The 26,002-nt window shown below is 61.0% G+C and carries 23 protein-coding genes; 14 read left to right on the top strand and 9 right to left on the bottom strand.

Going from position 1 to position 26,002, the window contains the following annotated elements; all coding sequences use genetic code 11:
• Positions 1-155 precede the first annotated feature (155 nt).
• Positions 156-1,067 carry a LysR family transcriptional regulator gene (locus AB8A23_RS13035; RefSeq protein WP_309948468.1) on the top strand — a complete coding sequence of 304 codons (912 nt, stop codon included), beginning with the start codon at positions 156-158 and terminating at the stop codon, positions 1,065-1,067.
• Between the two features lie 9 nt (positions 1,068-1,076).
• Here the strand turns inward: AB8A23_RS13035 and AB8A23_RS13030 are convergent, their stop codons facing one another.
• The 5 genes from AB8A23_RS13030 to AB8A23_RS13010 form a co-directional block, all read right to left on the bottom strand.
• Complete coding sequence (locus AB8A23_RS13030; protein WP_184511514.1) at positions 1,077-2,057, bottom strand: ABC transporter substrate-binding protein; 981 nt, start codon at positions 2,055-2,057, stop codon at positions 1,077-1,079.
• 31 nt (positions 2,058-2,088) lie between these two features.
• Positions 2,089-3,219: an ABC transporter permease gene (locus tag AB8A23_RS13025; RefSeq protein WP_439059523.1), complete on the bottom strand. Its 1,131-nt coding sequence runs from the start codon at positions 3,217-3,219 to the stop codon at positions 2,089-2,091.
• The gene (locus AB8A23_RS13020) at positions 3,216-4,127 is read right to left on the bottom strand and encodes an ABC transporter permease (protein ID WP_439059524.1); all 912 of its coding nucleotides are present in this window, start codon (positions 4,125-4,127) and stop codon (positions 3,216-3,218) included. The genes AB8A23_RS13025 and AB8A23_RS13020 overlap by 4 nt, the downstream gene beginning before the upstream one ends.
• Before the next feature lie 4 nt (positions 4,128-4,131).
• Positions 4,132-4,962: an ABC transporter ATP-binding protein gene (locus AB8A23_RS13015; RefSeq protein WP_120291931.1), complete on the bottom strand. Its 831-nt coding sequence runs from the start codon at positions 4,960-4,962 to the stop codon at positions 4,132-4,134.
• Positions 4,963-5,278: 316 nt separating this feature from the next.
• Positions 5,279-6,079, bottom strand: coding sequence for a response regulator (locus AB8A23_RS13010; protein WP_068735059.1), 801 nt, complete (start codon positions 6,077-6,079; stop codon positions 5,279-5,281).
• 236 nt (positions 6,080-6,315) lie between these two features.
• Between AB8A23_RS13010 and AB8A23_RS13005 the strand changes: the two genes are divergently transcribed.
• The 8 genes from AB8A23_RS13005 to AB8A23_RS12970 all read left to right on the top strand — a co-directional run bounded on the left by AB8A23_RS13005 (position 6,316) and on the right by AB8A23_RS12970 (position 15,658).
• Positions 6,316-6,513 (top strand): NepR family anti-sigma factor, encoded by a 198-nt coding sequence (locus AB8A23_RS13005; RefSeq protein ID WP_068735402.1) that lies wholly within the window; start codon positions 6,316-6,318, stop codon positions 6,511-6,513.
• Positions 6,513-7,061 carry a sigma-70 family RNA polymerase sigma factor gene (locus tag AB8A23_RS13000; RefSeq protein ID WP_068735058.1) on the top strand — a complete coding sequence of 183 codons (549 nt, stop codon included), beginning with the start codon at positions 6,513-6,515 and terminating at the stop codon, positions 7,059-7,061. The genes AB8A23_RS13005 and AB8A23_RS13000 overlap by 1 nt, the downstream gene beginning before the upstream one ends.
• Before the next feature lie 231 nt (positions 7,062-7,292).
• Complete coding sequence (locus AB8A23_RS12995) at positions 7,293-8,516, top strand: ABC transporter substrate-binding protein (RefSeq protein WP_439059525.1); 1,224 nt, start codon at positions 7,293-7,295, stop codon at positions 8,514-8,516.
• 161 nt (positions 8,517-8,677) lie between these two features.
• A complete protein-coding gene (locus AB8A23_RS12990) occupies positions 8,678-9,913 on the top strand; it encodes an ABC transporter substrate-binding protein (protein WP_439059526.1) in 1,236 nt (411 codons plus the stop codon).
• 156 nt (positions 9,914-10,069) lie between these two features.
• The gene (locus AB8A23_RS12985; protein ID WP_439059527.1) at positions 10,070-11,305 is read left to right on the top strand and encodes an ABC transporter substrate-binding protein; all 1,236 of its coding nucleotides are present in this window, start codon (positions 10,070-10,072) and stop codon (positions 11,303-11,305) included.
• Positions 11,306-11,481: 176 nt separating this feature from the next.
• A complete protein-coding gene (locus AB8A23_RS12980; protein WP_439059528.1) occupies positions 11,482-12,723 on the top strand; it encodes an ABC transporter substrate-binding protein in 1,242 nt (413 codons plus the stop codon).
• A gap of 182 nt (positions 12,724-12,905) precedes the next feature.
• A complete protein-coding gene (locus tag AB8A23_RS12975; RefSeq protein ID WP_175368287.1) occupies positions 12,906-14,147 on the top strand; it encodes an ABC transporter substrate-binding protein in 1,242 nt (413 codons plus the stop codon).
• A 230-nt stretch (positions 14,148-14,377) separates the two neighbouring features.
• On the top strand, positions 14,378-15,658 hold the full coding sequence (locus AB8A23_RS12970) for a glycerate kinase type-2 family protein (RefSeq protein WP_175368286.1): 1,281 nt from the start codon (positions 14,378-14,380) through the stop codon (positions 15,656-15,658).
• 157 nt (positions 15,659-15,815) lie between these two features.
• Here AB8A23_RS12970 and AB8A23_RS12965 read toward each other — a convergent pair whose 3' ends face one another.
• A complete protein-coding gene (locus AB8A23_RS12965; RefSeq protein WP_081421958.1) occupies positions 15,816-16,322 on the bottom strand; it encodes a MarR family winged helix-turn-helix transcriptional regulator in 507 nt (168 codons plus the stop codon).
• Between the two features lie 185 nt (positions 16,323-16,507).
• Between AB8A23_RS12965 and AB8A23_RS12960 the strand changes: the two genes are divergently transcribed.
• From AB8A23_RS12960 to AB8A23_RS12950, 3 genes are read left to right on the top strand one after another with little or no spacing between them, the layout of a single operon-like run.
• On the top strand, positions 16,508-17,548 hold the full coding sequence (locus AB8A23_RS12960) for a branched-chain amino acid ABC transporter permease (RefSeq protein ID WP_175368285.1): 1,041 nt from the start codon (positions 16,508-16,510) through the stop codon (positions 17,546-17,548).
• Between the two features lie 5 nt (positions 17,549-17,553).
• Positions 17,554-19,329 carry a branched-chain amino acid ABC transporter ATP-binding protein/permease gene (locus tag AB8A23_RS12955; protein WP_175368284.1) on the top strand — a complete coding sequence of 592 codons (1,776 nt, stop codon included), beginning with the start codon at positions 17,554-17,556 and terminating at the stop codon, positions 19,327-19,329.
• The gene (locus AB8A23_RS12950) at positions 19,326-20,057 is read left to right on the top strand and encodes an ABC transporter ATP-binding protein (protein WP_439059529.1); all 732 of its coding nucleotides are present in this window, start codon (positions 19,326-19,328) and stop codon (positions 20,055-20,057) included. Before AB8A23_RS12955 ends, AB8A23_RS12950 begins: the two co-directional genes overlap by 4 nt.
• Positions 20,058-20,075: 18 nt before the next feature.
• Here AB8A23_RS12950 and AB8A23_RS12945 read toward each other — a convergent pair whose 3' ends face one another.
• Complete coding sequence (locus AB8A23_RS12945; RefSeq protein WP_439059530.1) at positions 20,076-20,831, bottom strand: TetR/AcrR family transcriptional regulator; 756 nt, start codon at positions 20,829-20,831, stop codon at positions 20,076-20,078.
• Between the two features lie 179 nt (positions 20,832-21,010).
• Here AB8A23_RS12945 and AB8A23_RS12940 point away from each other — a divergent pair, with 179 nt between their 5' ends.
• Together AB8A23_RS12940 and AB8A23_RS12935 are read left to right on the top strand one after the other, a co-directional pair.
• On the top strand, positions 21,011-22,090 hold the full coding sequence (locus tag AB8A23_RS12940; RefSeq protein WP_309948478.1) for an aromatic ring-hydroxylating dioxygenase subunit alpha: 1,080 nt from the start codon (positions 21,011-21,013) through the stop codon (positions 22,088-22,090).
• 64 nt (positions 22,091-22,154) lie between these two features.
• Positions 22,155-23,354 carry an ABC transporter substrate-binding protein gene (locus tag AB8A23_RS12935; RefSeq protein ID WP_309948479.1) on the top strand — a complete coding sequence of 400 codons (1,200 nt, stop codon included), beginning with the start codon at positions 22,155-22,157 and terminating at the stop codon, positions 23,352-23,354.
• Between the two features lie 75 nt (positions 23,355-23,429).
• On the opposite strand, the gene AB8A23_RS12930 is transcribed toward AB8A23_RS12935, so the two are convergent.
• Positions 23,430-24,578, bottom strand: a complete 1,149-nt coding sequence (locus AB8A23_RS12930) for an ABC transporter substrate-binding protein (RefSeq protein WP_439059531.1) — start codon at positions 24,576-24,578, stop codon at positions 23,430-23,432.
• 192 nt (positions 24,579-24,770) lie between these two features.
• Positions 24,771-25,919, bottom strand: coding sequence for an ABC transporter substrate-binding protein (locus AB8A23_RS12925; protein ID WP_093756840.1), 1,149 nt, complete (start codon positions 25,917-25,919; stop codon positions 24,771-24,773).
• Between the last annotated feature and the right edge of the window lie 83 nt (positions 25,920-26,002).

Here is a 26,002-nt window from a genome sequence, read left to right as displayed (position 1 = left end):
AACCGCGACCGCTGCATGTCTATCTCCCGATCTCTTTTGACGGACATGTCACGGGCCTGAGCAGGCGATCACGCGCATGTCGCTTTCGGGCATTGAAGCCAGAAGCTTCCCTCTATTCAATTGAATTAATTCTATCCCATTGATAGAAATTCTCTATGGATGTGAATCTCCGGCAGATCCGGTCTTTCGTCGTCGTCGCCCAAGCCGGCAGCTTCACCCGCGCCGCGGAGTTGCTGCATCTGGCGCAGCCGACGCTGACGGTTCAGATCAGGCGCCTCGAAGAAACCCTCGAGGTGAAACTGTTCGATCGCAACACCCGCTCCGTCGAACTGACGCGGGTCGGCCGCGAACTGCTGCCGGTGTTTCAGCGCATGATCCGCGATCTCGATGCCGTCGTCGTGGATACTCGCGATATCGCGGCCAAGCGCCGCGGCATCGTCCGGATCGCGGCGCTTCCCTCGGTCGCCGCGGGTGCCCTGCCCGAGGCCATCAAGTCGTTTCGCGAGTTACAGCCCGGCACATCTTTCGTCCTGAAGGACGTGATCGCCAACCGCGTCCTTGACCTCGTCCGCTCAGAAGAGGTCGATCTCGGCATCATGGGCGGCAGCGTCACCGGCCACGACGTGGAAGTGCTGCTCGAAGTGCGCGACCGCATGCATGTGGTGTTTCCGGCGAAGCACCCGATCGGCGGCATCCGCAAGGTCACCATCGACGATCTGATGAAATATCCGCTGGTGCTGATGGATCCCGCGACCAGCGTCCGCGCGGTCGTCGACAGCGCCTTCCTGACCGCGGGACACATCGCGCAGCCGACCTGCGAAGCGACCTATATGATGACGGCTATCGCCATGGTCCGCGCCGGCCTGGGCATCACCATCCTGCCAGGCTCCGCACGCGAGATCGGCGCTGAGCCGGACCTGCGCTCGCGGCAGATCGACGTCGCGGATTTCTCGCGCGCGATCACCATCATCAAGAAAGCCGGCCGCACGCTGCCGCCGATCAGTGAAGCCTTTGGCGATCACCTCGCCAAGTCAATCGGCGCGCAGCCGTTATTCGCGCGCCGCTGATACCCGCGATTACTTCATCGCGTCATAGACTGCGAAGCTGTAGGCACCTTCCGGCTTCTTGGTAATCACGGGATCCGAACCGCCAGACATCAGCGTCGCAACCGTGCGATCATAGTCCTTGACGTCGAGCTTGCCATTGGCATCGCCGAGCAACTTGCTGACCTCGGTCATCATGCGCTTCTGGTCTTTGGCAGTCTTGGCGCCCGTGGAGTCGCCAGCCAGAATGATCTTCACGGCTTCGTCGGGATTGGTCTTGGCATAGTCCCAGCCCTTCATCGACGCCTTCACGAACTTCGCCATCTTGGCAACGAAGGCTGGATCCTTGAGATTCTTGTCGAGCACCCAGAGACCGTCCTCCAGCGTCGCGACGCCCTCGTCCTCATATTTGAACACGGTAAGCTGGCTCGGCTTGTAGCCGCCATCGATCACCTGCCAGTATTCATTATAGGCCATCGTCGATACACAATCGGCCTGCTTCTGCAGCAGCGGATCAACATTGAAGCCCTGCTTGATGATCTTGACGCCGGCCGGCGAACCATCGGTCTTGTAGCCCAGCTTCGACATCCAGGAGAGGAACGGATATTCGTTGCCGCCATACCAGACGCCGGTGACCTTGCCCTTCAGATCGGTCGGCTTCTTGATGCCGGTCTCGGCGCGGCAGGTGAGTTCGAGCCCGGACTTCTTGAAGGTCTGCGAAATATTCACCAGCGGCACGCCCTTCTCGCGCGAGGCCAGCGCCGACGGCATCCAGTCCACCACCACATCGGCACCGCCGCCCGCGATCACTTGCGGTGGGGCGACATCGGGACCGCCCGGCTTGATCGTCACGTCGAGCCCGGCGTCCTTGTAGAAGCCCTTCTCCTTGGCGACGAAGTAGCCGGCGAACTGGGCCTGTGCGACCCATTTGAGCTGGATGGTGACCTTGTCCGCCGCTTGCGCGGAGCCGAGCGAGAGAGCCATCGCTGCGCCGAATGCCATGATCTTCTTCATGCTCAACTCCAGAATTGGCGAACCTGCCGAACTAGGTCCGCATGGATGGATGCCAAAACGTCGTCACGCGCTCTGCGAGCGCAACAAGTCCATAAAATGCCATTCCCGCGATCGCGGCGAGCGCGATCTCCGCCCACACCATATCGAGCGCCATGCGCCCGGCTTCGGTGGAAATTCGAAAGCCGATGCCTTGCGTCGGCGTGCCGAAGAATTCCGCGACGATGGCACCGATCAGGGCCAGTGTGGCATTGATCTTCAGTGCATTGAAGATGAAAGGTAGAGCAGCGGGAAGATACAACTTGATGAGAGTCTGGGCATAGCTCGCGCCGTAGGAGCGCATCAGGTCACGCTCGATATCGCCGGCAGCTTGCAGACCGGCCAACGCATTTACCAGCATCGGGAAGAACGTCACCAGCGCCACCACGGCGGCCTTCGACGGCCAGTCGAAACCGAACCACATCACCATGATGGGCGCGACACCGACCAGCGGCAGCGCCGAGAAGAAGTTACCCAAGGGTAGCAGCCCGCGGCCGAGAAATTCAAAGCGATGCGCGAGGATCGCCACCAGAAGCCCGGCGCCGCAGCCGATGGCATAGCCGATCAGCACACCACGGATGAAGGTCTGCACGAAATCCGCGCCCAGTGTCGGCAGCGACGCCATGAACTTTGCGGCCGCCGCGCTCGGCGACGGCAGCAACACCGGCGGCACGCCCGCCCCGCGCACCACGACTTCCCAGAGATAGAACACGGCTGCACCGAACAGCAGCGGAATGGCGAGATCGATGATCTTCCGAAATGCGCTGTTGCGCGGTTTCAGCCCCGCGAGCGCGACGACGCAGATCCAAGATGCCAGCCAGACGCCGATCACGACCATCCAGAAGCCTGATGCCGCATCGCCGGCGATCAAGGGATCGCGGAGCAGCATCATTGTCATATCCGCAGTGATGCCTGCCCCGACAAGCCCGATCACGATGGCAGGCAGGCCACGGAAGCCGGCAGCGAAAGCGAACACAAGCACGATGACGCCGGTCAGCAGAAACGTCAGCGGGCGCGCCATCAGCGCGGCGACGGGCGTGCCGGCCAGCGGCAGCGGCAGCATCAGCGTGATCAGGACGCAGACGGCCGACATGATGAAGCCGAGGCGGATCTGGCGACGATTCATGTCCGCGCCCCCATCCGCTGCGCGACCTTGCGTTCGGCATAGCTCACAATCGCAATCAGGCCCGAGGCCAGCACGGCTGCGGCAACCAGCGCCGACCAGATCTGGATGGTCTGGCCGTAGTACGAGCCGGCCAGCAAGCGCGCGCCGATGCCGGCCTCGGCACCGGTCGGCAATTCAGCGACGATGGCGCCGATCAGCGAAATGGTGATGGCGACCTTGAGGCTGGCAAAGAGATACGGCACGGCCGATGGCCAGCGCAGTTTCGACAGCACCTGTCTAGATGTCGCCGACCATGTCCGCATCAGATCCATCTGCATCGGATCGGGCGAGGTAAAGCCCTTCACCATGCCTATCGTGATCGGGAAGAAACTCAAATAGGCCGAGATGATCGATTTCGGCAGCAGGCCCTGTAGGCCGACGGCACCGAGCACCACAATGAAGATCGGCGCCAGCGCCAATATGGGCACCATCTGCGAGCAGATGATCCACGGCATCAAGCTGCGCTCCAGCACGCGGCTGTGCACGATGGCGAGCGCCAGCACGATGCCGAGCAGCGCGCCGAGCACGAAGCCGAGCAGCGTCGCCGACAGCGTCACCATGGAATGATAGACGAGGCTACGCGGCGCCGTCGGCGCATAGCCGAACACGCCGTCGATGAAAGCACCGACCACCTGATGCGGCGCCGGCAGCAGCGGCCGTTCCGCGCTCATGGTGCCTTCCAGCAATTCCATCGTCGTGTAAGGCGCTTCCTCGCGCTCGAAGCCGCCGCGCACAAGCGACAGGTTCATCAGCACGGCGCCGATGTACCAGACGACGATCAGCACTGCGACAATGGTCACCAGCGGCGTACTACGCTTGACCAACGGATGCGTGCGCCGTGCCGCGCGCGCGACCGGTATCGTATCCACCGTACTACTCGTCATAGGAATGCCCGGCACGCAGCCCCGTGCGCACGCGCTGCGCGATCGCCATGAATTCCGGCGTCTCGCGAATTTCCAGCGTGCGGTCGCGCCGGAAATTGCAGTCGATGATATCAGTGATACGGCCCGGCCGCGGCGACATCACCACGATCTTGGTGGAAAGAAACACCGCTTCGGGAATCGAATGCGTCACGAACAACACGGTCTTGCGGGTCTTGGCCCACAATTGCAGCAGCTGTTCGTTGAGATGATCGCGCACGATCTCATCCAGTGCTCCGAACGGCTCGTCCATCAGCAGCAATTCGGGATCGAACGACAGCGCCCGTGCGATGGAAACCCGCTGCTGCATGCCGCCGGAGAGCTGCCAGGGAAACTTGCGTTCGAAGCCGGTGAGATTGACGAGGTCGAGGTAGCGCGCGGCGCGCTGCTTTTGTTCGGTCGGCGAAAAGCCCATCAGCTCCAGCGGCAGCTTGAGATTGGCCTCGATGCTCCGCCAGGGAAACAGCGCCGGCGCCTGAAACACATAGCCGTAATTGCGCCCCAGCCGCGCCTGCTCGGCACTCATGCCATTGACAGTGACGCTCCCAGAGCTTGGTTGCTGCAGGTCCGCGATCACACGCAGCAGCGTGGTCTTGCCGCAGCCGGAGGGACCGATGAAGGAGACGAACTCCCCACCACTGATTTGCAGATCGACATTGGATAGCGCTTCGACCTTGCCGTCGGCCGTATCGAAAGTAAGCGACACCTTGCTGACATCGACCGCAACGGGGCGTGTCACTGTAGATTGATAGATATGAGGTTCAGCGTCGGCAGTTGAGTTCATGCGCACCGGTTCGACCAGAAGGGTCACGCAGCCCCCGCCAGCCCGTCAAAGCCTATGAGCCCGGCGGGACGTGGCAATTTGCCGCTTATCGAGGGATGATATCGGCATTGATCGCTGCATCAACACAATACTGTCAGCCCCCTCCTTCTGCCCGCTGATAGTTTGCGCAAGCGAAGAGGACTTATTGAGCAGGTATCATCCGGCGCGCTCTGGATGGCTTCTGGCCAAACGAAAGCGGCCGGGCACATGGCCCAGCCGCTTCGATGTCAATCAATACCAGCGAGATCAGGACGCCCGGAGTTAGGGCGCCTTGAAATCAGGATGCCTTGGCTGTCTTGTTCTTTGAGTTGCGCTGGAAGAACAGCGCCTGGCTGGCGACGGCCGAGACCATCGCGGGCTGGAACGGCTTCGAGATCAGGAAGGCCGGCTCCGGACGTTCGCCAGTCAGGAAACGCTCCGGATAGGCGGTGATGAAGACTACCGGCACTTCGAAGATGCGCAGCAACTCGTTCACCGCATCGAGACCCGAGCTGCCATCGGCGAGCTGGATATCGGCGAGGATCAGGCCGGGCTTCTTGTTCTTTGCGAGCGCAACCGCATCTGCATGGGTGCGTGCAACGCCGATGACGTTATGACCGAGATTCTTCACGAGGCTTTCGAGATCCATCGCGATGAAGGTCTCGTCCTCGATGATAAGAACGTCGGTGGCGATTTCGGCGGCCATTTCTCGGCCGGCCGTATCGGCCAGCGTACGCACTTCCGCCACATCAGCGTCGAGTACGAAGGCGACTTCCTCTTCCGAGAAGCCTTCGAGCGACAGCAACAGGAAGGCCTGTCGTGGCAGCGGGGTGATGTTGGAAATGCGCTTCTCGGAGGCGGCCTGCAGCGGCGCGACGTCCGGATTGTCGTTCAAGGCGACAGAGTTCCAAATCTGGGTGAACAGGCGAAACAAGCCGGCACGGGCTCCGTGTTGCTCGTCGAGCAACGACTGGTCCTGCAGCAACGCTTCCAGCATGGCGCCTACATAGGCATCGCCTGAGGCCTGGTTACCTGTGAGGGCGCGGGCATAGCGCCGCAACAGCGGCAAGTGTTCAGCTACGAGCTGTGATCGGGACATCCCCACTCCATCCTGTCTGGTCAAAGACGACTCTACGTCAAAGTCGAAGGGTATTCGGATACAATCCGGCTCCCTCGTTGTGCTTGTTTACGCCCCAGCCAGACAAAAGTTCCATCAGGTCGGAACTTTCGGCCACGCTCCGCATTAGATCGCCGACAGACGCCGCAAAGGCTTCAAAAATCAAGAAAATTTCTCAAATTCCAGGGACATGTCTTCTGGGGAATGTGGAACGGGTCATGAAAGATGTGAAGCCAAAGGGCGGATTAAACGCCGAAATCCAGTCACGGATCGGGCATCAGTTGCGCGCCATGTACGACGATGTCGTGCGACAGGGCGTGCCGGACCGATTTGCGGAGCTGATCCGCAAGCTGGACGGGGCTGAGGCTCAAGCCCAGATCGCTGGCGATCCTGGCAAAAATGAAGGAGGGGAATAATGCCTCTCACAGACTCACTCCGCGACGACATTCTGGCGTCGGTGCCTAGCCTGCGCGCCTTCGCGATCTCGCTCTCCGGCAACGGCGACCGGGCCGATGACCTCGTTCAGGAAACGCTGTTGCGCGCTCTCGCCAATATCGACTCCTTCCAGGTCGGCTCGAATCTCCCTGCGTGGTTGTTCACCATTCTGCGCAACCTGTTCCGGTCGGACTATCGCAAGCGGCGACGGGAAGTTGAGGATGCGGACGGTAGCTATGCCAAGACTCTGAAGACCCAGCCGGCACAAAACGCCCATCTGGAATTTGAGGAGTTTCGCGCGGCGCTTGAGAAGCTTCCGCAGGATCAGCGCGAAGCGCTTATTCTCGTCGGCGCATCGGGCTTCTCCTATGAGGACGCGGCCACGATCTGCGGCTGCGCCGTCGGCACCATCAAGAGCCGCGTCAACCGCGCGCGTTCGAAGCTCAGCGCACTTCTCTATGTGGATGGCGCGGAAGACTTCGGCCCGGACGATACCGTTCGCGCAGTGATCGGCGGATCGGGCGGTTAGTTCGATCCGACAATTGAGGCAAGACAAGCGGTCACTTCGGTGGCCGCTTTTTTTGTGCGAGTTGGTATGAGTGTATCAGCAGCGCGCCGACTTCTTCCGCAATCGGGGCGAAGGAACCGCCACCATCTTTCCGCCACACAGAAAGTGCCCCTCGCGCTCACATCGCCGGGGATTTTTGTTGATGCACATGCCATTAACGCCTCGCGACTGCTGTACGAGGACCAACCCGGGATGCCTGCCTTTCGACCACGAACAATCTCGTTTGCCACCGCACTGAGTCTCGCTTGTGCTGGCCATGCCCTCGCGCAGAAACAATACGATCCCGGCGCATCCGACCCCGAGATCAAGATCGGCAACATCATGCCCTATAGCGGGCCGGCTTCGGCCTATGGCATCGCGGGCATCATCGAGGCCGCTTATTTCCGGATGATCAACGATCAGGGCGGCATCAACGGCCGCAAGATCAATTTCATAAGCTATGACGATGCCTACAATCCGGCCAAGGCCGTCGAGCAGGCCCGCAAGCTGGTGGAATCGGACGAGGTGCTCGTGGTGTTTAACCCACTCGGCACACCGTCCAATGCGGCGATCCAGAAATACCTCAACATCAAGAAAGTGCCGCAACTGTTCGTCGCCGCCGGCGCGACCTATTTCGGAAATCACAAGGCCTTCCCGTGGACGATGGCGTGGCAGCCGCCCTATGAGAGCGAGGGCCGCATCTATGCGAAATATCTGCTGAACGAAAAGCCCGACGCGAAGATCGCGGTGCTCTATCAGAACGACGACCTCGGCAAGGACGTGCTGAAGGGCCTGAAAGATGGTCTCGGCGACAAAGCTGGGGGCATGCTGATCGCCGCCGAAAGCTATGAGGTCACCGAGCCGACCATCGATAGCCACATCATCAATCTGAAAGCCTCCGGCGCCGATACCTTCATCAGCGTCACGACACCGAAGTCGGCGGTCCAGAGTATCCGCAAGGTCTCCGAACTCGGCTGGAAGCCGCTCTACATCCAGGGCTATGCCAGCGCATCAATCAGCTCCGTGCTGAAGCCGGCCGGACAGGACATCTCCCAAGGCATCCTGTCGGCCTATTACGCCAAGGACGGCTCAGATCCACAATGGGACAATGACCCCGGCATGCAGCGCTTCTACGCGTTTCTCGCCAAATACGCGCCGGACGCCCGCCGCAACGACATCTCCGTGGTCTATGGCTACGGCGCAGCTCAGACCATGGTTCAGGTGCTGAAGCAGACAGGCGACGATCTCACCCGTGCCAATGTGATGAAGCAAGCCGCCAGCCTGAAGGACTTTGCGCCGGACACGATGCTGCCGGGCGTCAAGCTCAACACGTCCGCGACTGATTTCTACCCGATCGAACAGTTGCAGATGATGCGCTTCAAGGGCGACAAATGGGAGTTATTTGGCCCTGTGATTTCGGGCGAGATCAGCCGCTGAATTATACCGGGGGACGGCATATCCATTGCCCAATAAAGCAGCCCTTCGCGGTGTCGTCGCGAGGGGCTTTTTGTTGCCGCATACACGCGAACGGTGTTCAATCCGGCCGGAGCCGCAAAGGCCCGCAAAAACAAGACGAATAAAAATCAGGGAGTTCTGAAATGCCTTCGATCCGATCGCGCGCACTGGCTTTGTCGGTTGCCGCGGCCCTCAGCGTCGCAGCCAGCGGCAGCGCGCTGGCCCAGAAGAAATACGACACCGGCGCCACTGACACCGAAATCACGATCGGCAACATTATGCCGTATAGCGGCCCTGCCTCATCCTACGGACTGATTGGCAAGACTGAAACCGCCTATTTCAAAATGATCAACGACCAGGGCGGCATCAACGGCCGCAAGATCAATTTCATCAGCTACGACGACGCCTATTCGCCGCCCAAGGCGGTCGAACAGGCCCGCAAGCTGGTCGAAAGCGACGAGGCACTGTTCATCTTCAATTCGCTCGGCACGCCGTCGAATACCGCGTTCCAGAAATACATGAATGCCAAGAAGGTGCCGCAACTCTTCGTCGCCACCGGCGCCAGCAAGTGGAACGATCCGAAGCACTTCCCGTGGACGATGGGCTGGCAGCCGAGCTACGCGGTCGAGGCACAAATCTACGCAAAATATCTGATGAAGGAGAAGCCGGACGCCAAGGTCGCGGTGATCTATCAGAACGACGATTTCGGCAAGGACTACCAGAAGGCGTTCAAGGAAGCGCTGGGTGCCAAGGCTGCCACGATGCTGGTCACGGAAGAGAGCTATGAGATCTCCGAGCCGACCATCGATTCCCACATCGTGAAGGTGAAGTCGCTCAATCCCGATGTTGTCGTCCATTTCGTAACGCCGAAATTCGCGGCCCAAGGCATCAAGAAGATCGGTGAACTCGGCTGGAAGCCGCTGCAGCTCGTGACCAATGTCAGCGTCTCTGTTGGAGCAGTGATGCAGCCGGCAGGCTTTGCCAATGCAGAGGGCGTCCTGTCCGCCGACTACCGCAAGGACGGCGCGGATTCGCAATGGAAAGATGATGCGGGCATGAAGAAATGGTCGGCCTTCATCGACAAATACATGCCGGGCGCCGATCGCACCGACAACAGCCTCGTCTACGGTTATGGCGCCGCGCAGACGCTGGTGAAGGTGCTGGAGATGTGCGGTGACAACCTGACCCGCGAGAATGTCATGAAGCAGGCGGCAAGCCTGAAGGACTTCGCGCCAGACACGCTGCTGCCGGGCATCACCATCTCCACCTCGGCCACCGACTATGCTCCGATCGCACAGTTGCGGATGATGCGCTTCAAGGGCGACAAGTGGGAGCTGTTCGGCGAGGTGATCAATGCCGACACTACTGCGCCGGACTAGTACCGCAGCACTTTGCACTGCACCACTAAAACAACGGAGCCCCTGCGATTTGGTCGCAGGGGCTTATTCTTGTGACCGGCGCATCAGGGGTATTCAATGCGAACAGGAGTCGCAGAACTCCAACAAAGACCTGGGAAGAAATGATCACGGAGATCCATGATGCTCGCACGATCCATGCGCCTTGCAGCACTGCCTGCTGCTATGGCGCTTCTGGCCGCCAGTGTGTCCAGCGCGCTCGCGCAGAAGAAATACGACACCGGCGCCACCGATACTGAAATCAAGATCGGCAACATCATCCCTTATAGCGGCCCCGCATCTGCCTATGGAACGATCGGCAAGACCGAGACCGCCTATTTCAACATGATCAACGCACAGGGTGGCATCAACGGACGCAAGATCAACTTCATCAGTTACGATGACGCCTATTCGCCACCGAAGGCCGTGGAGCAGGTGCGAAGGCTGGTCGAATCGGACGAGGTGCTGGTGGTGTTCAATCCACTGGGTACGCCCTCGAATACCGCGATCCAGAAATATCTGAACGGCAAGAAAGTGCCGCAGCTCTTCGTTGCCACCGGCGCCACCAAATGGAACGATCCGAAGAACTTCCCCTGGACGATCGGCTGGCAGCCCTCCTATCAGAGCGAAGCGCAGATCTATGCGAAGTATCTTCTGAAGGAGAAGCCGAACGCGAAAATCGGCGTGCTTTACCAGAACGACGATTTCGGCAAGGACTATCTGAAGGGCTTCAAGGACGGCCTCGGCGACAAGGCAGCATCGATGATCGCCATCGAGGACAGCTACGAGATCGCCGAACCGACCATTGACACCCATGTGGTGAAGCTGAAAGCTGCGAACCCCGACGTGCTGATGATCTTCACCACGCCAAAATTCGCGGCACAGACTATCAAGAAGACCGCCGAGCTTGGCTGGAAGCCGCTACAGATTCTCGCCAATGTCAGCGTCTCCGTGGGAGCGGTGATGCAGCCCGCCGGCTTCGACAATGCGCAAGGCGTGCTGTCGGCCTCCTACACCAAGGACGGCACCGACTCCCAGTGGAGGGACGATCCGGGCATGAAGAAGTGGAACGCGTTCCTCGACAAATACATGCCGGACGCCAACAAGGCGGATTCGAGCACGGTCTATGGCTATGGTGCTGCGCAGACGCTGGTCAAGGTGCTGCAGATGTGCGGCGACGACCTGACTCGGGCGAATGTCATGAAACAAGCCGCCAGCCTGAAGGACTTTACCCCCGACACGCTGTTGCCGGGCATCACCATCAATACCTCGCCCACCGATTTCGCGCCTATCTCGCAATTGCAGATGCAGCGCTTCAAGGGCGACAAGTGGGAGCGCTTCGGCGAGATCTTCAGCGCCGACGTCGCGACGCAATAGCTCAGTTGCGGCAGCAGTTCTGCTGCATCAGCGAACACGAATTATACCGCCCCCGCGACATCGTCGCGGGGGCTTTTTCTTGCTGCGAAATGCAGGCGGGTGTTGAATGCTCTCAGGAGCCGCAGAGCTCCTTGTCAAGAAACGTGACACATCACAATTGATCAGGGAGATCAGAAATGCCCGCAATTCGTCTGCGCCTAGCCGCGTTTTCAGCCGCCTATTTGGTTGGCTGGGCTTTGCTCGCCGCGTCCGCCACCGGGGCGCTCGCCCAGAAAAAATATGACACCGGCGCCTCAGATACCGAAATCAAGATCGGCAACATCATGCCCTATAGCGGACCCGCCTCCGCCTATGGCGTGATCGGCAAGACCGAGGAAGCCTACTTCAAGAAGATCAATGCTGCTGGCGGCATCAACGGCCGCAAGATCAACTTCATCAGTTATGACGATGCCTATTCGCCGCCAAAAACCGTCGAGCAGGCGCGCAAGCTGGTGGAATCGGACGAAGTTCTGCTGGTGTTCAACTCGCTCGGCACACCGCCGAACTCGGCGATCCAGAAATACATGAACAGCAAGAAGGTGCCGCAACTGTTCGTGGCCACCGGCGCCACGAAGTGGAACGACCCGAAGGACTTCCCCTGGACCATGGGCTGGCAGCCCAACTACCAGAGCGAGACGCAGATCTATGCGAAATATCTTCTGAAGGAAAAGCCCGGCGCGAAGATTGCCGTCCTTTACCAGAACGATGACTATGGCAAGGACTATCTCAAAGGTCTGAAGGACGGCCTTGGCGCAAAGGCCGCCTCGATGATCGTAGTGGAGGAGAGCTACGAGACCTCCGAGCCGACCATCGACAATCACATCGTCAAGCTGAAGTCGTTGAACGCCGACGTATTCGTCAACATCACGACGCCGAAATTTGCGGCGCAGGCTATCAAGAAGGCCGCCGAGATCGGCTGGAAACCGATGCACTTCCTCAACAACGTGTCCAACTCGATCGGCAGCGTGATGAAGCCGGCCGGCTTCGAAAACTCGCAGGACATTATTTCCGCTGCGTATCTGAAGGACGTCGCGGACACCCAGTGGAACAACGACCCCGGCATGAAGGAATTTCTCGCCTTCCTCGACAAAGATTTTCCGGAAGGCAACAAGCTCGATGGATTGATCGTCACCGGTTACGGGGTCGCCCAGACGCTGGTTGAGGTTCTCAAGAAGTGCGGTGACAACCTGACCCGCGAAAACGTCATGAAGCAGGCGGCCAGCCTGAAGGACTTCCGAACCGAGGTGCTGCTGCCCGGCATCAAGATCAACACATCTGCGACCGACTTCGCGCCGATCAGCCAGCTTCAGCTGATGCGTTTCAAAGGCGATAAATGGGAGCTGTTCGGCGAGGTCATTAGCGCTGATGTAGGCGGCTGATCGCCCTCATTCCACATAACGGAAAATACGTGAGGCCCGCGTCAAAAACGGCGCGGGCCTTATTGCGTTTTTGGTCGCTTTCCATTTGAGCCATTGTGCAATCGCGGTATGACTATCTCGCAGGCGCAAAAGAGCCTGCAGAACAAGAAAATCTCGCCTTGCAAGCAAGGGAAGGAACTCAAATGTCTGCCACGTCCGCGCGGCTGTTGTCGCTCTCGGCCGCCACCGTGTTGCTCGTCGTTTCCTCGACCCACGTCCTCGCCCAAAAGAAATACGACACCGGCGCCAGCGACACCGAAATCAAGCTCGGCAATATCGTGCCCTACAGCGGCCCCGCTTCGGCCTATGGCGCGGTGGGCAAGGCGCAGGCAGGCTATTTCAAGATGATCAACGATCAGGGCGGCATCAACGGCCGCATGATCAACTACGTCAGCTATGATGATGCCTATTCGCCGCCGAAGGCTGTCGAGCAGACCCGCAAGCTCGTCGAGTCCGACGAAGTGCTCTTGATGTTCTCGGCGCTCGGCACGCCGTCCAATACGGCGATCCAGAAATATCTCAACGCCAAGAGGGTGCCGCAGCTGTTCCTCGCCACCGGCGCTACCAAATGGGCCGACCCGAAGAACTTCCCCTGGACCATGGGCTGGCTGCCCAGCTACCAGAGCGAAGGCCGCATCTACGCCAAGTACCTGCTGAAGGAAAAGGCCGGCGCCAAGATCGGCGTGCTCTATCAGAATGACGACTTCGGAAAGGACTACCTGAAGGGCGTCAAAGACGGCCTTGGCGACAAGGCCTCGTCCATCGTCATCGAGGAGAGTTATGAGCTCACCGAGCCGACCGTGGATTCCCACATCGTCAAGATGAAGTCGCTCAATCCCGACGTTGTCATCATCTTCGCGACGCCGAAGTTTGCCGCACAGACCATCAAGAAGATCGCCGAACTCGGCTGGAAGCCGACCATGATCGTTCCGGGCGTCAGCGTATCGATCGGTCAGGTGCTGCGTCCCGCAGGCTTCGAGAACGCGCAGGGCTTGCTCTCCGCGCACTACTCCAAGGACGCCACCGACCCGCAGTGGAAGGACGATCCGGGCATCAAGGCCTATCGCGAATTTCTCGCCAAATACGTGCCGGACGGCAACCCGTCGGATTCGTCGCTGATGTCCGGCTACAATATCGCCGAGACCATGGCGATCCTGCTCAAGCAGTGTGGCGACGATCTCACCCGCGCCAATGTGATGAAGCAGGCGGCGAACCTGAAAGACGTCCAGCAGTCGACGCTGCTGCCGGGCGTCAAGGTCAACACCTCGCCCACCGACTTCTCGCCCATTGAGCAGATGCAGCTGATGCGGTTCGAGGGTGAGAACTGGAAACTGTTCGGCGACGTGCTGACCGGTGAACTCGGCGAAAGCGGCAAGGGCGGTTAGCTCTTACTTCCCCTCTCCCCCAGCGCAGCGAAGCTGCGCGCCGCGGGAGAGGGTGCCTGAGCGAAGCGAAGGCGGGAGAGGGCTCCTTGCTTCTTAAGCGAAGCCCCCCTCTCCCGTCTCGAACCGCTCGGCGCTTCGATCCACCCTCTCCCACCAGTCGCGACTGCGCCGCGTCCGGGGGCGAGGGGAAGCGCTTGCCGTCCCTGCCGTAGAGCGGCATAACCCCGAGCATGACCGACAAACGCCCCCTGCTCCGCGCAATTTTCGATGCCGCAGTTGCTGCGGCCCATCCCGATGTCATCCTCAGCGCCCACCTGCCGGCGCCGCCGAAAGGCCGCATCATCTGCCTCGCCGCCGGCAAGGGCGCCGCGGCCATGGCCGCTGCCGCAGAGGCGCATTATCTCGACACGCTGAAGCTCGATCCCGCGCGCCTCACCGGCATCGCCACCACGCGCCATGGCCATGGGGTGCCGACACGGCGCATTCATGTGGTCGAGGCCGGCCATCCCGTGCCCGATGAAGCAGGCCTCAAGGGTGCCGATGACAGCCTCAAGCTCGCGGCGGAAGCCACTGCCGACGACCTGTTGCTGGTGCTGATCTCGGGCGGCGGCTCCGCCAACTGGACCGCGCCTGTGGCGGGCATCACCTTCCAGCAGAAGCAGCAGCTCAACCGCGCGCTACTTCGCTCCGGCGCGGTGATCGGCGAGATCAACACCGTGCGCAAGCATCTGTCGCGTATCAAGGGCGGCCGCCTTGCCCGCGCTGGGCAGAAGGCCGAGATCGTGTCGCTGGCGATTTCCGACGTGCCGCATGACGATCCCGCCGTGATCGCATCGGGACCGACGGTGCCGGATACAACAACGCTGGCCGATGCCCGTGCCATCATCGCGAAATTCAATCTCGCCATCGATGACGCGGTACGGGCGGCGCTCAGCGATGAGGCCAATGAAAGCGTGAAGCCGAACGACGTCGCATTCGCACGTGCGCGTTTTGAGCTGATCGCGCGTCCGCGCGAGTCACTCGATGCCGCGATCAAGGTGGCCAGTGATGCCGGCTATGAGATTGTCGATCTCGGCGCCGATCTCGAAGGCGAAGCGCGCGAGGTTGCCGCCGAGCATGCGAAGCTGGCGCTTAAGGCCAAGGCCGACGGCAAGAAGCTCGCGATCCTCTCCGGCGGCGAACTCACTGTGACCGTCACGGGCAACGGCCGCGGCGGCCCGAACCAGGAATACGCGCTAGCGCTCGCGGATGCTTTCAAGGATACCACCGGCATCGTCGCGCTCGCCGGCGACACCGACGGCGCTGATGGCGGCGCCGGCAGCGCCAGCGATCCCGCCGGCGCGGTCATCGATGCGCGTACGTTCGAGGCAATGCGCGCACAGAAGCTCGATGCGAAGGCAACGCTGGCGAATAACGACGCGACGACGTTCTTCACCGCGACAGGCGATCTGCTGCAGACCGGGCCGACGCTGACCAATGTGAATGATATCAGGGTGATTTTGGTGGGGTAACCCACACCGTCATTCCGGGGCGTGCGAGCGCCGCTCGCGTGAACCTCAGCCACTCCACTTGGAGTGGCGATCCCGATATGAGTGTCACATGTCGAGGTTCCGGGCTCGGTCCCGTCGCCTGCGGCGCCGGTCCCGCCCCGGAATGACGAGTGTTTGGCTAAAACTCGCGGGCAATCTTCGCCATCATCCCGAGCAGCGCCTTGTGCTCGGCCGGCCCCAGCACCTCGATCAGCCGCGCTTCATGCCGCGTCGCCACCAGCTTCTTGGCGCGGGCCAGCGTGGCACGCCCCTTGTCGGTGAGCATCAGCACGTGGGAGCGGCGATCGCTCGGCGAGCGCATCCGCGTCAGCAAGTCGCGACTCTCGAGAGCGTCAAGCAGCGAAACGAAATTCGGACGGAGAATGCCGAGCGTATTGGCGATTTCGGTCTGGTTGCGGCCCGGGTTCTTGTCCAGCAGCAGCAGCACCGAGAACTGCGCCGGCGTCAGCTGCAGTGGCGCCATGCAGCGTAGGAAGTCTTCAAACACTTTCAACTGCGCACGTTTCAGCGAATAGCCTAGCAGTTCGGACAGTTCGCCGAGCTGCAGCGCACCGCCCTCCTCGTCGAACCCGACGGGCGCGACCTGCTTGGCTTGATCCTGAGACGTCATCTTTGAAACAGTCATCGCTCGCTTTCCGCGATACCCGGCGGCTTGAATGAAACACCTGGGCGGCGTGCGACAGGCCTTGAGATTATGTTCAATAATCGTTATGAAGTATATCAAATAGAGGGCGGGTTTCAACCGCCATTGTTGATCGTCCCGCGCCTGTGGTATCCGGCGCGCCAGACAGTGTGGGGGAGCGCGCGGCTTTGAATACGACGATTTTGCTGTTCCTTTTGCAGGACGGCATCACCAATGGCGCGATTTATGCGCTGCTCGGGCTGGCCCTGGTGCTGGTCTTTGCGGTCACACGTATCATCCTGATCCCCCAGGGCGAATTCATCACCTTTGGCGCGCTGACCTATGCCAGCCTCTCGGCCGGCCAGATGCCTGGCACCATCAAGCTCGCCGTCGCCATGGGCGTCGTGGCCTTTGCCTTCGATCTCTTCACCTTCCGCAAGGCGCTCCATGCCAGGCGCGTACTGCGCTCGATTGCGGTCAATATCGTGTTCCCGCTGGCGATCTGGGGCGTGATGTGGGCGCTGGGTGGACGGCCGGGGAATATCGCCCTCAACATCGCGCTTTCGCTGCTGATCGTCGCCGCCATCGGCCTTTATCTCTATCGCATCGCGTTCCAGCCGATCGCCCACACATCGGTTCTGGTACTGCTGATCGCCTCGGTGGGCTGCCACCTCGCGCTGCAGGGGTTTGGCCTCGTCTTCTTCGGCGCCGAAGGCCAGCGCGGCCCTGCGATCTCGTCTGACGCCATCACCATCGGCGCGCTGCGCTTCACCGGCCAGAGCATCGCCGTCTATGGCATCACCATCGCGCTGATCGTCGGGTTGTGGCTGTTCTTCGGCTACACGCTTTATGGCAAAGCGCTGCGCGCCACGGCGGTAAACCGCCTCGGTGCTCGCCTCGCCGGCATCCGCACCTCACTGTCGGGTCAGATCGCATTCCTGCTGGCCTCGGTCATCGGCGCCATCTCAGGCATTCTGATCGTGCCGATCACCACGCTCTATTACGACACCGGCTTCCTGATCGGCCTGAAGGGCTTCGTCGCCGCGATCATCGGCGGCCTCGTCAGCTATCCGCTGACGGCTGCCGCCGCGATCCTGGTCGGCTGCGTCGAGGCATTCTCGTCCTTCTATGCGAGCAACTACAAAGAGGTCATCGTCTTCACGCTGATCCTTCCGGTTTTGGTGCTGCGCTCGCTCGCCGCACCTGAAGTCGAAGAAGAGAAGGATTAAGCGCCATGCGACAGCGTCTCCTTCCCATTCTCGTCTTCGCGCTGGTGATGGCTGCGATCCCGTTCGTGCCGGGCGTGCCGCCATTCTGGATCGTGCTGCTCGACAATATCGGCCTCGCCGCGCTCGTCGCCATGGGCCTCGTGCTGCTCACTGGCGTCGGCGGCCTGACCTCATTTGGCCAGGCGGCGTTCTGCGGTTTCGGCGCCTATACGACGGCCTACCTCAGCACCGCCTATGGCATGTCGCCGTGGCTGACGCTGCCGATGTCACTGATCGTCTCGGGCCTCGCCGCGGTACTGCTCGGCATCATCACCATGCGTCTGTCGGGCCACTATCTTCCGCTCGGCACCATCGCCTGGGGCATCAGCCTGTTCTATCTGTTCAGCAAGCTGGAATTCCTCGGCCGTAACGACGGCATCTCGGGCATCCCGCCGCTGTCGATCGGCACGTGGAAGATGCTGGATCCCGGTTCGATCTATTTCCCGATCTGGATCGCGGTCATCATCTGCGCGCTGCTGTCGATGAACCTTCTGGACTCGCGGACCGGCCGCGCCATCCGCGCGCTACGCCGCGGCCATATCGCAGCCGAAGCCTTCGGCGTACAGACCGCACGCGCAAAGCTCTTGGTCTTCATCTACGCAGCAGTTCTCGCCGGCCTGTCCGGCTGGCTCTACGCGCATTTCCAGCGCGCTGCGAATCCGACGCCGTTCGGACCGCATCTTGGCATCGAATATCTGTTCATCGCGGTGGTCGGCGGCGCCGGCTATGTCTGGGGCGGTGTGCTCGGTGCGGCCGTGGTCGTGATCCTCAAGGAAGTGCTTCAAAGCTATCTCCCGCTGATCTTCGGCGGCGGCGGAGGCCAGCTCGAAACCATCGTGTTCGGCATCCTGCTCGTCGCGCTGCTGCAACTCGCGCCAACTGGCATGTGGCCGTGGCTGACCGCGTGGCTGCCGGCCGGCGACAGCCGCAAGCGCCCCGCGCCAGCCGATGCACTGCCCGCCCGCAACGACCACCGTCCGGATACCGGCGTCTTGCTGCAGGTCGACAAGGCGCGCAAACAGTTCGGCGGCGTCGTCGCCGTCAACGACGTGTCGTTCAATGTGCAGGCGCGCGAGATCGTCGCTTTGATCGGCCCCAACGGCGCCGGCAAGAGTACGACCTTCAACCTAATCACCGGCGTACTGGCCGCAACCGCCGGCAAGGTCACGGTACTCGGCAAGGGTGTGTCCGGCGCGCCGCCGCAGGAGATCGTCAAGCTCGGCATTGCCCGTACCTTCCAGCATGTGAAGCTGGTGCCCGATATGACCGTGCTGGAAAACGTCGCCCTCGGCGCGCATCTGCGCGGACGTTCGGGCGCTATCGCCAGCATGCTGAGGCTTGACCGCGCCGACGAAGCGAAGCTGCTCGCGGAAGCTGCCAAGCAGATCGAACGTGTCGGTCTCGGCGACCAGATGAACCAGCTTGCGGGATCCTTGTCGCTCGGCCAGCAGCGCATCGTCGAGATCGCCCGCGCACTCTGCGTCGATCCGATGCTGCTGCTGCTCGACGAGCCCGCGGCCGGCTTGCGCCACATGGAGAAGCAGCAACTGGCATCGCTGCTGCGCCAGCTCCGCGACGGCGGCATGTCGGTGCTGCTGGTCGAACACGACATGGGCTTCGTCATGAATCTCGCCAACCGCATCGTGGTGCTCGATTTCGGTACCAAGATCGCCGAGGGCACACCGGCTGACATCAAGACCAATCCCGACGTCATCAAGGCCTATCTGGGAGCGGTCGCATGAGCGCGTTGCTACAAGTCTCTGATGCGCATGTCGCCTATGGCAAGGTCGAGGCCGTGCGTGCGGTCAATCTCGAGGTTCGCACCGACGAGATCGTCACGATCATTGGCGCCAATGGCGCCGGCAAAACCACGCTGCTCAATGCGGTGATGGGTATCCTGCCGCTGAAGGGTAGCGTGGCATTCGCCGGACATGACGTCTCCAAGATCGACATCGAAGACCGCGTCGCTGCCGGCCTCAGCCTCGTGCCCGAGCATCGCGAATTGTTCGCCACGATGAATGTGGAAGACAACCTGCTGCTCGGCGCCTTCCGTATCGACAAGGCGACTGCCGCGCGATCTTTCGAGCACGTCTACACCCTGTTCCCGCGCCTCAAGGAACGCCGCAAGCAGCTCGCCGGCACATTATCGGGCGGCGAACAGCAGATGCTGGCCATGGGCCGCGCACTGATGGGCGCGCCGAAGCTGCTAATGCTCGACGAACCAAGCCTCGGCCTCGCCCCGATCATCGTCGCCGACATTTTCCGCATCGTCAGCGAGCTGAAGGCTGCCGGCGTCTCAGTGCTGCTGGTCGAGCAGAATGCGCAGGCGGCACTGAAGATCGCCGACCGCGCTTATGTGATGGAGCTCGGCGAGTTCATCCTGGATGGCGCCGCCAGCGATATCGCCAGCAACCAACGCGTAGTGGCGAGCTATCTGGGTTTCCAGCACGAAGGCGAGAGCGCGATCTAATCGGGATGCGCGCGCCTTCTAGCGTGCGACGGACCGCTCTAGCATCTTCCAGACCCAGTCCTGCCAGCGCGCGAGCTCGCCCGCATCCATCAGGTCACGGCCGAGAAACGCCGTCAGCGTCCAGCGGTTGGCGACATAAAAATAGTTCAGCGACATAATGGCGATGTAGAGCTGCAGCGGCTCGACATCGGCGCGGAACACACGCTCGGAGATACCGCGGCTGACGATCTTCTCGACCATTTCCAGTGCCGGCGATGAAAGCCGCTTAAGGCTCTTGGCTTTCGAGACGTGCCTGCCGCGATGCAGGTTCTCGTTGTTGAGTACCGTGATCATCTCGGGATGTTCGATATAGTGTCGCATGGTGAAAACCGCGAGCCGACGCAGCGCATCCATCGGGTCAGTCAGATCGAGCGCCAGTTCGCGCTCCGCATCCGTCATGTTGACGTACAGTGTTTCCAGCACCGCGATATACAGCTTCTCCTTGCTGCCGAAGTAGTAATAGATCATCCGGTCGTTGGACTTGGCGAGCTTCGAGATCGTCGCGATCCGCGCACCGCTGAGGCCGCGCTCGGCAAAAATCCGGATCGCAGCGTCCAGGATATTCTTGCGAATGATACCGCCATCGACGAGTTTCGGCCGCCCCCGTGGCGCGCGTTTGGGCACCGCTGCCTTGCGTCCTGGCATCGCGTCGTCCGGCCGGGTCGCCGATCTGGCCGCGGTCGCCGGCGCGCGGCGCGTTGCGGTTCGCGCGGCAATAGCACGTTTTTCAGCCATTTAAAGCGATTCCCTTGCTCTCATCGGCACCTTCTATGCGCTGCCACAGCGGCTGCCACAAGCCTGCGCAGCTTCGAATAAATCTTGAGCTGGACGTCAGATTTAGATCAGGTCTATATTCGTTAAGTGTTTACTTCAATAAATAGAGCAACCTTTCGCAGCTTACCGGAGTAATGGCGATGATTGAGCGAGACCAGCAGCCAGCCTCCTATGTCTATGTCCGCGACACCTGGTATCCCGCAACATGGTCGCGCGACGTCATCGACAAGCCGGTACAGCGGCGCATCCTCGGCGAACTCGTTGCGCTGTATCGCGGTGAAGATGGCGAGATCCATGCATTGGAAGACGCCTGCCCGCATCGGTTGGCGCCGCTGTCGATGGGACGGATCAAGGGCTCAACGCTGGAGTGCGGTTATCATGGCCTGACCTTTGACGGCGCGACCGGCCGCTGCGTTCGTATCCCCGGTCAAAAGAACATACCCGCCAATGCGCAGGTACGTAGCTTCCCTGTTGTCGAGAAGATGGGCCTGATCTGGATCTGGATGGGCGACGCGGCGCTCGCCGATCCCGCCAGAATATATGACCTGCCGCAGTTTGCCGATCCGGAATGGAGCGCGGTGGAAGGCGACGCACTGCATATTGGATGTAACTATCTCAATCTCGCCGACAATCTGTGCGACCCCGCCCATGTCAGCTTCGTACACCTCTCGACGCTAGGGAATTCAGCCGGCGAGGAAGTGCCGGTGGAAACGGAGAAGCGCGGCGAGGACTATCTCGTCACCTGGCGCTGGATCATCGATTCACCGGCGATCCCGCTGTTCCAAAAATTCGGCAATTTCACGGGCCATGTCGATCGCTGGCACTATTACCACTATCACGCGCCAAGCATCGCGGTGATCGATTTCGGCAGCGCTACCACAGGCACCGGCGCCCCCGAAGGCAGCCGCGACGACTGCATCCAGATATTCGCCTGCCACTTCATCACGCCGGTCGACGAGAACAACTGCATCGACCACTGGCTGCACGTAAAGAACTTCAAGGCCGACGACGACACCAACAGGCGCCTGTCGGACCAATTCCGCATCGCATTTCAGGAGGACAAGGACATCCTTGAGGCGATTCATCAAAACGAGCGCGAACCGCGCACGCGGCGCCCGCTACGGATCGCCATCGATGGCGCACCGATCCGCATGCGTCAAATGGTCGAGCGCATGATCGAAGCCGAGCGCAAGGATGTTGCGATAGCCGCCATCGCCTGAATCGACGCCGTGCCGCGCGGCGGATACCCGCCCCACTCTTCCAGATCAACACAAGGGGACAGAAATGGCCTTTCGGGTAAAAACGTTACTGACGCTCCTGTTGCTGGGATCAGCATCCACGGCTGCGCAGGCAGGCGATACGATCAAGATCGGCGATCTCAACAGCTACAAGGCAATGGTCGCCAATACGCAGCCCTATCGCAACGGTCTCGACCTTGCGATTGCCGAAGCCAATGCTGCGGGCGGCGTACTCGGCAAGAGGCTCGAAATGGTCTATCGCGACGACGGCGCCAATCCCAATGAAGCCGTGCGGGCGGCTGACGAACTGATCCTGCGCGAGAATGTCGATATCCTGACCGGCACCATCCTCAGCCATGTCGGCCTTGCCGTCGCCGACTTCGCCAAGCAGCGCAAAATGTTCTTCCTTGCCTCGGCGCCGCTCACCGACAAGCTGATCTGGGAAAATGGCAACCGCTACACCTATCGGCTACGGCCCTCGACCTATACGCATGCCGCTGCGCTGGTGCCGGACGCGGTGAAGCTGAAGAAGAAGCGCTGGGCGATGGTCTATCCGAATTACGAATACGGCCAGTCTGCCGTCGCCACCTTCAAGGCCTTGCTGAAAAAACAGCAGCCCGATGTCGAATTCGTCGCCGACCTAGCGCCGCCGCTCGGCAAGATCGAAGCTGGCGCAGTCGCTCAGGCGCTCGACGATGCCAAGCCTGATGCGATCTTCAACGTTCTGTTCGGGCCCGATCTCGCCAAATTCGTCCGCGAGGGCAATACGCGCGGCATATTCGAAAAGCGCGAGGTCGTCAGCCTGCTGACCGGCGAGCCTGAATATCTCGACCCGCTGAAAGACGACGCTCCCAAGAACTGGATCGTCACAGGTTACCCCTGGTACCTGATCAAGACGCCCGCACATGAGGTCTTCCTGAAAGACTATCAGGCCAAGTACAAAGACTATCCGCGAATGGCGTCACTGGTCGGCTATGCGACAGGCAAGGCGCTGGCCGCAGGCATCAAGAAGGCAGGATCGACGGAGTCCGAGAAGCTGGTCGCCTCATTTGCCGATCTGACATTCGATAGCCCCGCCGGACCGATCACCTTCCGAGGTATCGATCATCAGGCGACCCTCGGTCTTTATGTCGGACACACCGGCGTCAATGACGGCAAAGGCGTGATGACCGACACGGTCTATAAGGATGGCGCGGCATTCCAACCGTCCGATGCTGACGTGCGCAAACGGCGGCCGCTGGACTAACAGCTTCGCTACGCACCCATACAAAAGGCCGGCTGTCTCGCGACAACCGGCTTTTTCGTTTCTTGAGTTCAGCGCTTACTTCGCCGGAACGTACTTCCCGTCCTTGACCGTCAGCAGGATCCGCGAACGGTCGTCGACGCCGTTGCGGTCCTTTTCGGTGTAGTTGTAGACGCCCTGGGTGGCCGCGATTTCCTTCTCGCTCATCAGCGCCTGGCGGATGGCCTCGCGGAATTCCGGGGTGCCGGGCTTAGCGGTCTTCAACACCACGGGCACGACGCGCTTCAGCACTTCGAACACGTCATAGGCGTGACCGGCGAACTGACTGCGGCTGTTGGCGCCGTATTTGGCTTCATAGGCTGCGTTGAGTTCAAGGCCGGGCTTCTTGGTCAGCGCCGAGTCCGGCTGGCCTTCCGGATACATCACGGGACCCGCAGCCATCAGCACGTTTTCGGCGGATTTTCCGGCGATGCGGATGAAGTCTGATGAGGCGGCGCCATGGGTCTGATAGATCAGGCCCTTGTAGCCGCGGTCACGCAGTTCGGACTGCGGCATGCCGGCACCGGTGCCGGCGGCGCCGATCAGGATTGCATCGGGATTGGCTACAATCAGCTTCAGCGCCTGACCGGTGATCGACGTATCCGGACGCGCGAAGCGCTCATCGTCGACGATGGACATGCCCATCGCTGATGTCTGCGCCTTGAGGTCGTTGAACCACAGATCGCCATAGCTGTCCGAATAGCCGACATAGCCGATGGTCTTCACGCCGTGGACCTTCATGTGGTCGTACATGACCTTGCCGACGATCTCGACCGGCTGCGGCATGTCCACCGACCACTTCACGCGCGCGGGCGTGAACGGCATCGGCGACAGGCTGAAATGCGGCACGCCGGCTTCATTGGCGACCGCCGAGATGGCGACCGAGGACGGCACGATCGACGACCCGACCATGATGTCGGCCTTGGATTCCGACACGAAACGGCGCGCGTTGGTGGTGGCGACAGAAGGATCGCCGCCATCGTCGAGCACGACCAGCTTCAGCGGCACACCGCCGATCTCCTTGGGCACGAATTCCAGCGCATTGCGCTCGGGCACGCCCAGCGCCGCGGCAGGGCCGGTGGTCGACAGGCTGATGCCGATGGTGATGTCGGCAGTCTGGGTTTCGGCGGGGGCGGCAATCGCCAGCGAGACGGCAACAGCCGCGATCGCCAGATGAAGCTTAGACATGTCTTATCTTTCTCGTGTGGAAGCGGAGAGCGCCGAAAGCGGCAGCGATACCGGCAGACGTGGCGCTGGTTGTGGCCGCGCGAAGGCTCGCGCACAGCAAAAAGCCGACCCTCTGGCGAGGGCCGGCCTTGTTATCGAAAAATGCCGGCGAAGCAAAGACGCTTCGCGCCACTGCCCTCCGTCAGATCTGCATTACTGGGCGAGAACGTATTTGCCGTCTTTCACCGTCAGCAAGATGCGCGAACGCTCATCCAGACCATACCGATCCTTTTCCGTGAAGTTGTAGACGCCCTGGGTGGCGGCAATCTCACGCTCGGTGAGCAGCGCCTGCCGGATCGCCTCGCGGAACTCCGGAGTGCCAGGCTTGGCGGTCTTCAGCGCCGTCGGGATCACTCGCTTCAGCACCTCGAAGGCGTCATAGGAGTGGCCGGCGAACTGGCTGCGGCTGTTCGGGCCGTATTTGGCCTCATAGGCGGTGTTGAGCGTCATGCCGGGCTTCTTTGTCAGGGCCGTATCGGCCTGGCCTTCCGGATACATCACCGGGCCGGAGGCCATCAGCACGCCTTCGGCGGCCTTGCCGGCGATACGGATGAAGTCCATCGAGGCGGCGCCGTGGGTCTGGTAGATCAGGCCCTTGTAGCCCTTGTCGCGCAATTCGGTCTGCGGCAGCGCGGCGGCGGTGCCGGAGGCGCCGACCAGGATCGCGTCAGGATTGGCAGCAAGCAGTTTCAGTACCTGACCGGTGACCGACGTATCCGGACGGGCAAAACGCTCTTCCGCCGCGATGTTGATGCCCATCGGCACCGCCTGGGTCTTGAGATCGTTGAACCACAGATCGCCGTAGCTATCGGAATAGCCGATATAGCCGATGGTCTTGATGCCCTTGGACTTCATGTGGTCGTACATCACCTTGCCGACGATTGGCACGGGCTGGGGCATGGCCACCGACCACTTGGCGCGTTCCGGCGTGATCGGCAGCGGCGACAGGGCGAAATGCGGGATGCCAGCTTCGTTGGCCACGTTGGACACCGCAATGCTGGTTGGCGTCACCGCCGAACCCATGATGATGTCGGCCTTGGATTCGGTCATGAAACGGCGGGCATTGGTGGTCGCGGTGGTCGGATCGCCGCCATCGTCGAGCACGATGATCTTGAGCGGCACGCCGCCGATTTCCTTCGGCACGAATTCCAGCGCGTTGCGTTCGGGAATGCCCAGCGCCGCCGCGGGGCCCGTGGTTGACGTGGTGATGCCGATAGTGATGTCGGAGGTTTGGGCAAAAGCCGGTGCAGCGAGTGCCAGCGATGCGGCAACAGCCGCGATCGCCAAGTGATGCTTGGTCATGGGTCTCTCCCTCAGAGTCATTTTTTATGGCTTCAGCTAAATCAAAGTTCGGCTGGCTTATCAGCCCCTTCTTTAGGTCAGTG

The organism is Tardiphaga sp. 619_E2_N8_4 (assembly GCF_051810905.1).
Lineage (GTDB): Bacteria > Pseudomonadota > Alphaproteobacteria > Rhizobiales > Xanthobacteraceae > Tardiphaga > Tardiphaga robiniae.
Note: the sequence above shows the minus strand (reverse complement) of the source record. Positions and strands in the feature narration are given on the sequence as shown.

Excerpts from the sequence above, each read along its gene's own strand:
- AB8A23_RS12945 (WP_439059530.1), bottom strand. The coding sequence starts at position 20,831 with ATGGCTGAAAAACGTGCTATTGCCGCGCGAACCGCAACGCGCCGCGCG.
- AB8A23_RS12965 (WP_081421958.1), bottom strand. The coding sequence starts at position 16,322 with ATGACTGTTTCAAAGATGACGTCTCAGGATCAAGCCAAGCAGGTCGCG.
- AB8A23_RS12970 (WP_175368286.1), top strand. The coding sequence starts at position 14,378 with ATGACCGACAAACGCCCCCTGCTCCGCGCAATTTTCGATGCCGCAGTT.
- AB8A23_RS12975 (WP_175368287.1), top strand. The coding sequence starts at position 12,906 with ATGTCTGCCACGTCCGCGCGGCTGTTGTCGCTCTCGGCCGCCACCGTG.
- AB8A23_RS12935 (WP_309948479.1), top strand. The coding sequence starts at position 22,155 with ATGGCCTTTCGGGTAAAAACGTTACTGACGCTCCTGTTGCTGGGATCA.
- AB8A23_RS13035 (WP_309948468.1), top strand. The coding sequence starts at position 156 with ATGGATGTGAATCTCCGGCAGATCCGGTCTTTCGTCGTCGTCGCCCAA.
- AB8A23_RS13010 (WP_068735059.1), bottom strand. The coding sequence starts at position 6,079 with ATGTCCCGATCACAGCTCGTAGCTGAACACTTGCCGCTGTTGCGGCGC.
- AB8A23_RS12980 (WP_439059528.1), top strand. The coding sequence starts at position 11,482 with ATGCCCGCAATTCGTCTGCGCCTAGCCGCGTTTTCAGCCGCCTATTTG.
- AB8A23_RS12995 (WP_439059525.1), top strand. The coding sequence starts at position 7,293 with ATGCCTGCCTTTCGACCACGAACAATCTCGTTTGCCACCGCACTGAGT.
- AB8A23_RS13025 (WP_439059523.1), bottom strand. The coding sequence starts at position 3,219 with ATGAATCGTCGCCAGATCCGCCTCGGCTTCATCATGTCGGCCGTCTGC.
- AB8A23_RS12985 (WP_439059527.1), top strand. The coding sequence starts at position 10,070 with ATGATGCTCGCACGATCCATGCGCCTTGCAGCACTGCCTGCTGCTATG.
- AB8A23_RS12990 (WP_439059526.1), top strand. The coding sequence starts at position 8,678 with ATGCCTTCGATCCGATCGCGCGCACTGGCTTTGTCGGTTGCCGCGGCC.
- AB8A23_RS12925 (WP_093756840.1), bottom strand. The coding sequence starts at position 25,919 with ATGACCAAGCATCACTTGGCGATCGCGGCTGTTGCCGCATCGCTGGCA.
- AB8A23_RS12940 (WP_309948478.1), top strand. The coding sequence starts at position 21,011 with ATGATTGAGCGAGACCAGCAGCCAGCCTCCTATGTCTATGTCCGCGAC.
- AB8A23_RS12930 (WP_439059531.1), bottom strand. The coding sequence starts at position 24,578 with ATGTCTAAGCTTCATCTGGCGATCGCGGCTGTTGCCGTCTCGCTGGCG.
- AB8A23_RS13015 (WP_120291931.1), bottom strand. The coding sequence starts at position 4,962 with ATGAACTCAACTGCCGACGCTGAACCTCATATCTATCAATCTACAGTG.
- AB8A23_RS12955 (WP_175368284.1), top strand. The coding sequence starts at position 17,554 with ATGCGACAGCGTCTCCTTCCCATTCTCGTCTTCGCGCTGGTGATGGCT.
- AB8A23_RS13005 (WP_068735402.1), top strand. The coding sequence starts at position 6,316 with ATGAAAGATGTGAAGCCAAAGGGCGGATTAAACGCCGAAATCCAGTCA.
- AB8A23_RS12950 (WP_439059529.1), top strand. The coding sequence starts at position 19,326 with ATGAGCGCGTTGCTACAAGTCTCTGATGCGCATGTCGCCTATGGCAAG.
- AB8A23_RS13030 (WP_184511514.1), bottom strand. The coding sequence starts at position 2,057 with ATGAAGAAGATCATGGCATTCGGCGCAGCGATGGCTCTCTCGCTCGGC.
- AB8A23_RS13000 (WP_068735058.1), top strand. The coding sequence starts at position 6,513 with ATGCCTCTCACAGACTCACTCCGCGACGACATTCTGGCGTCGGTGCCT.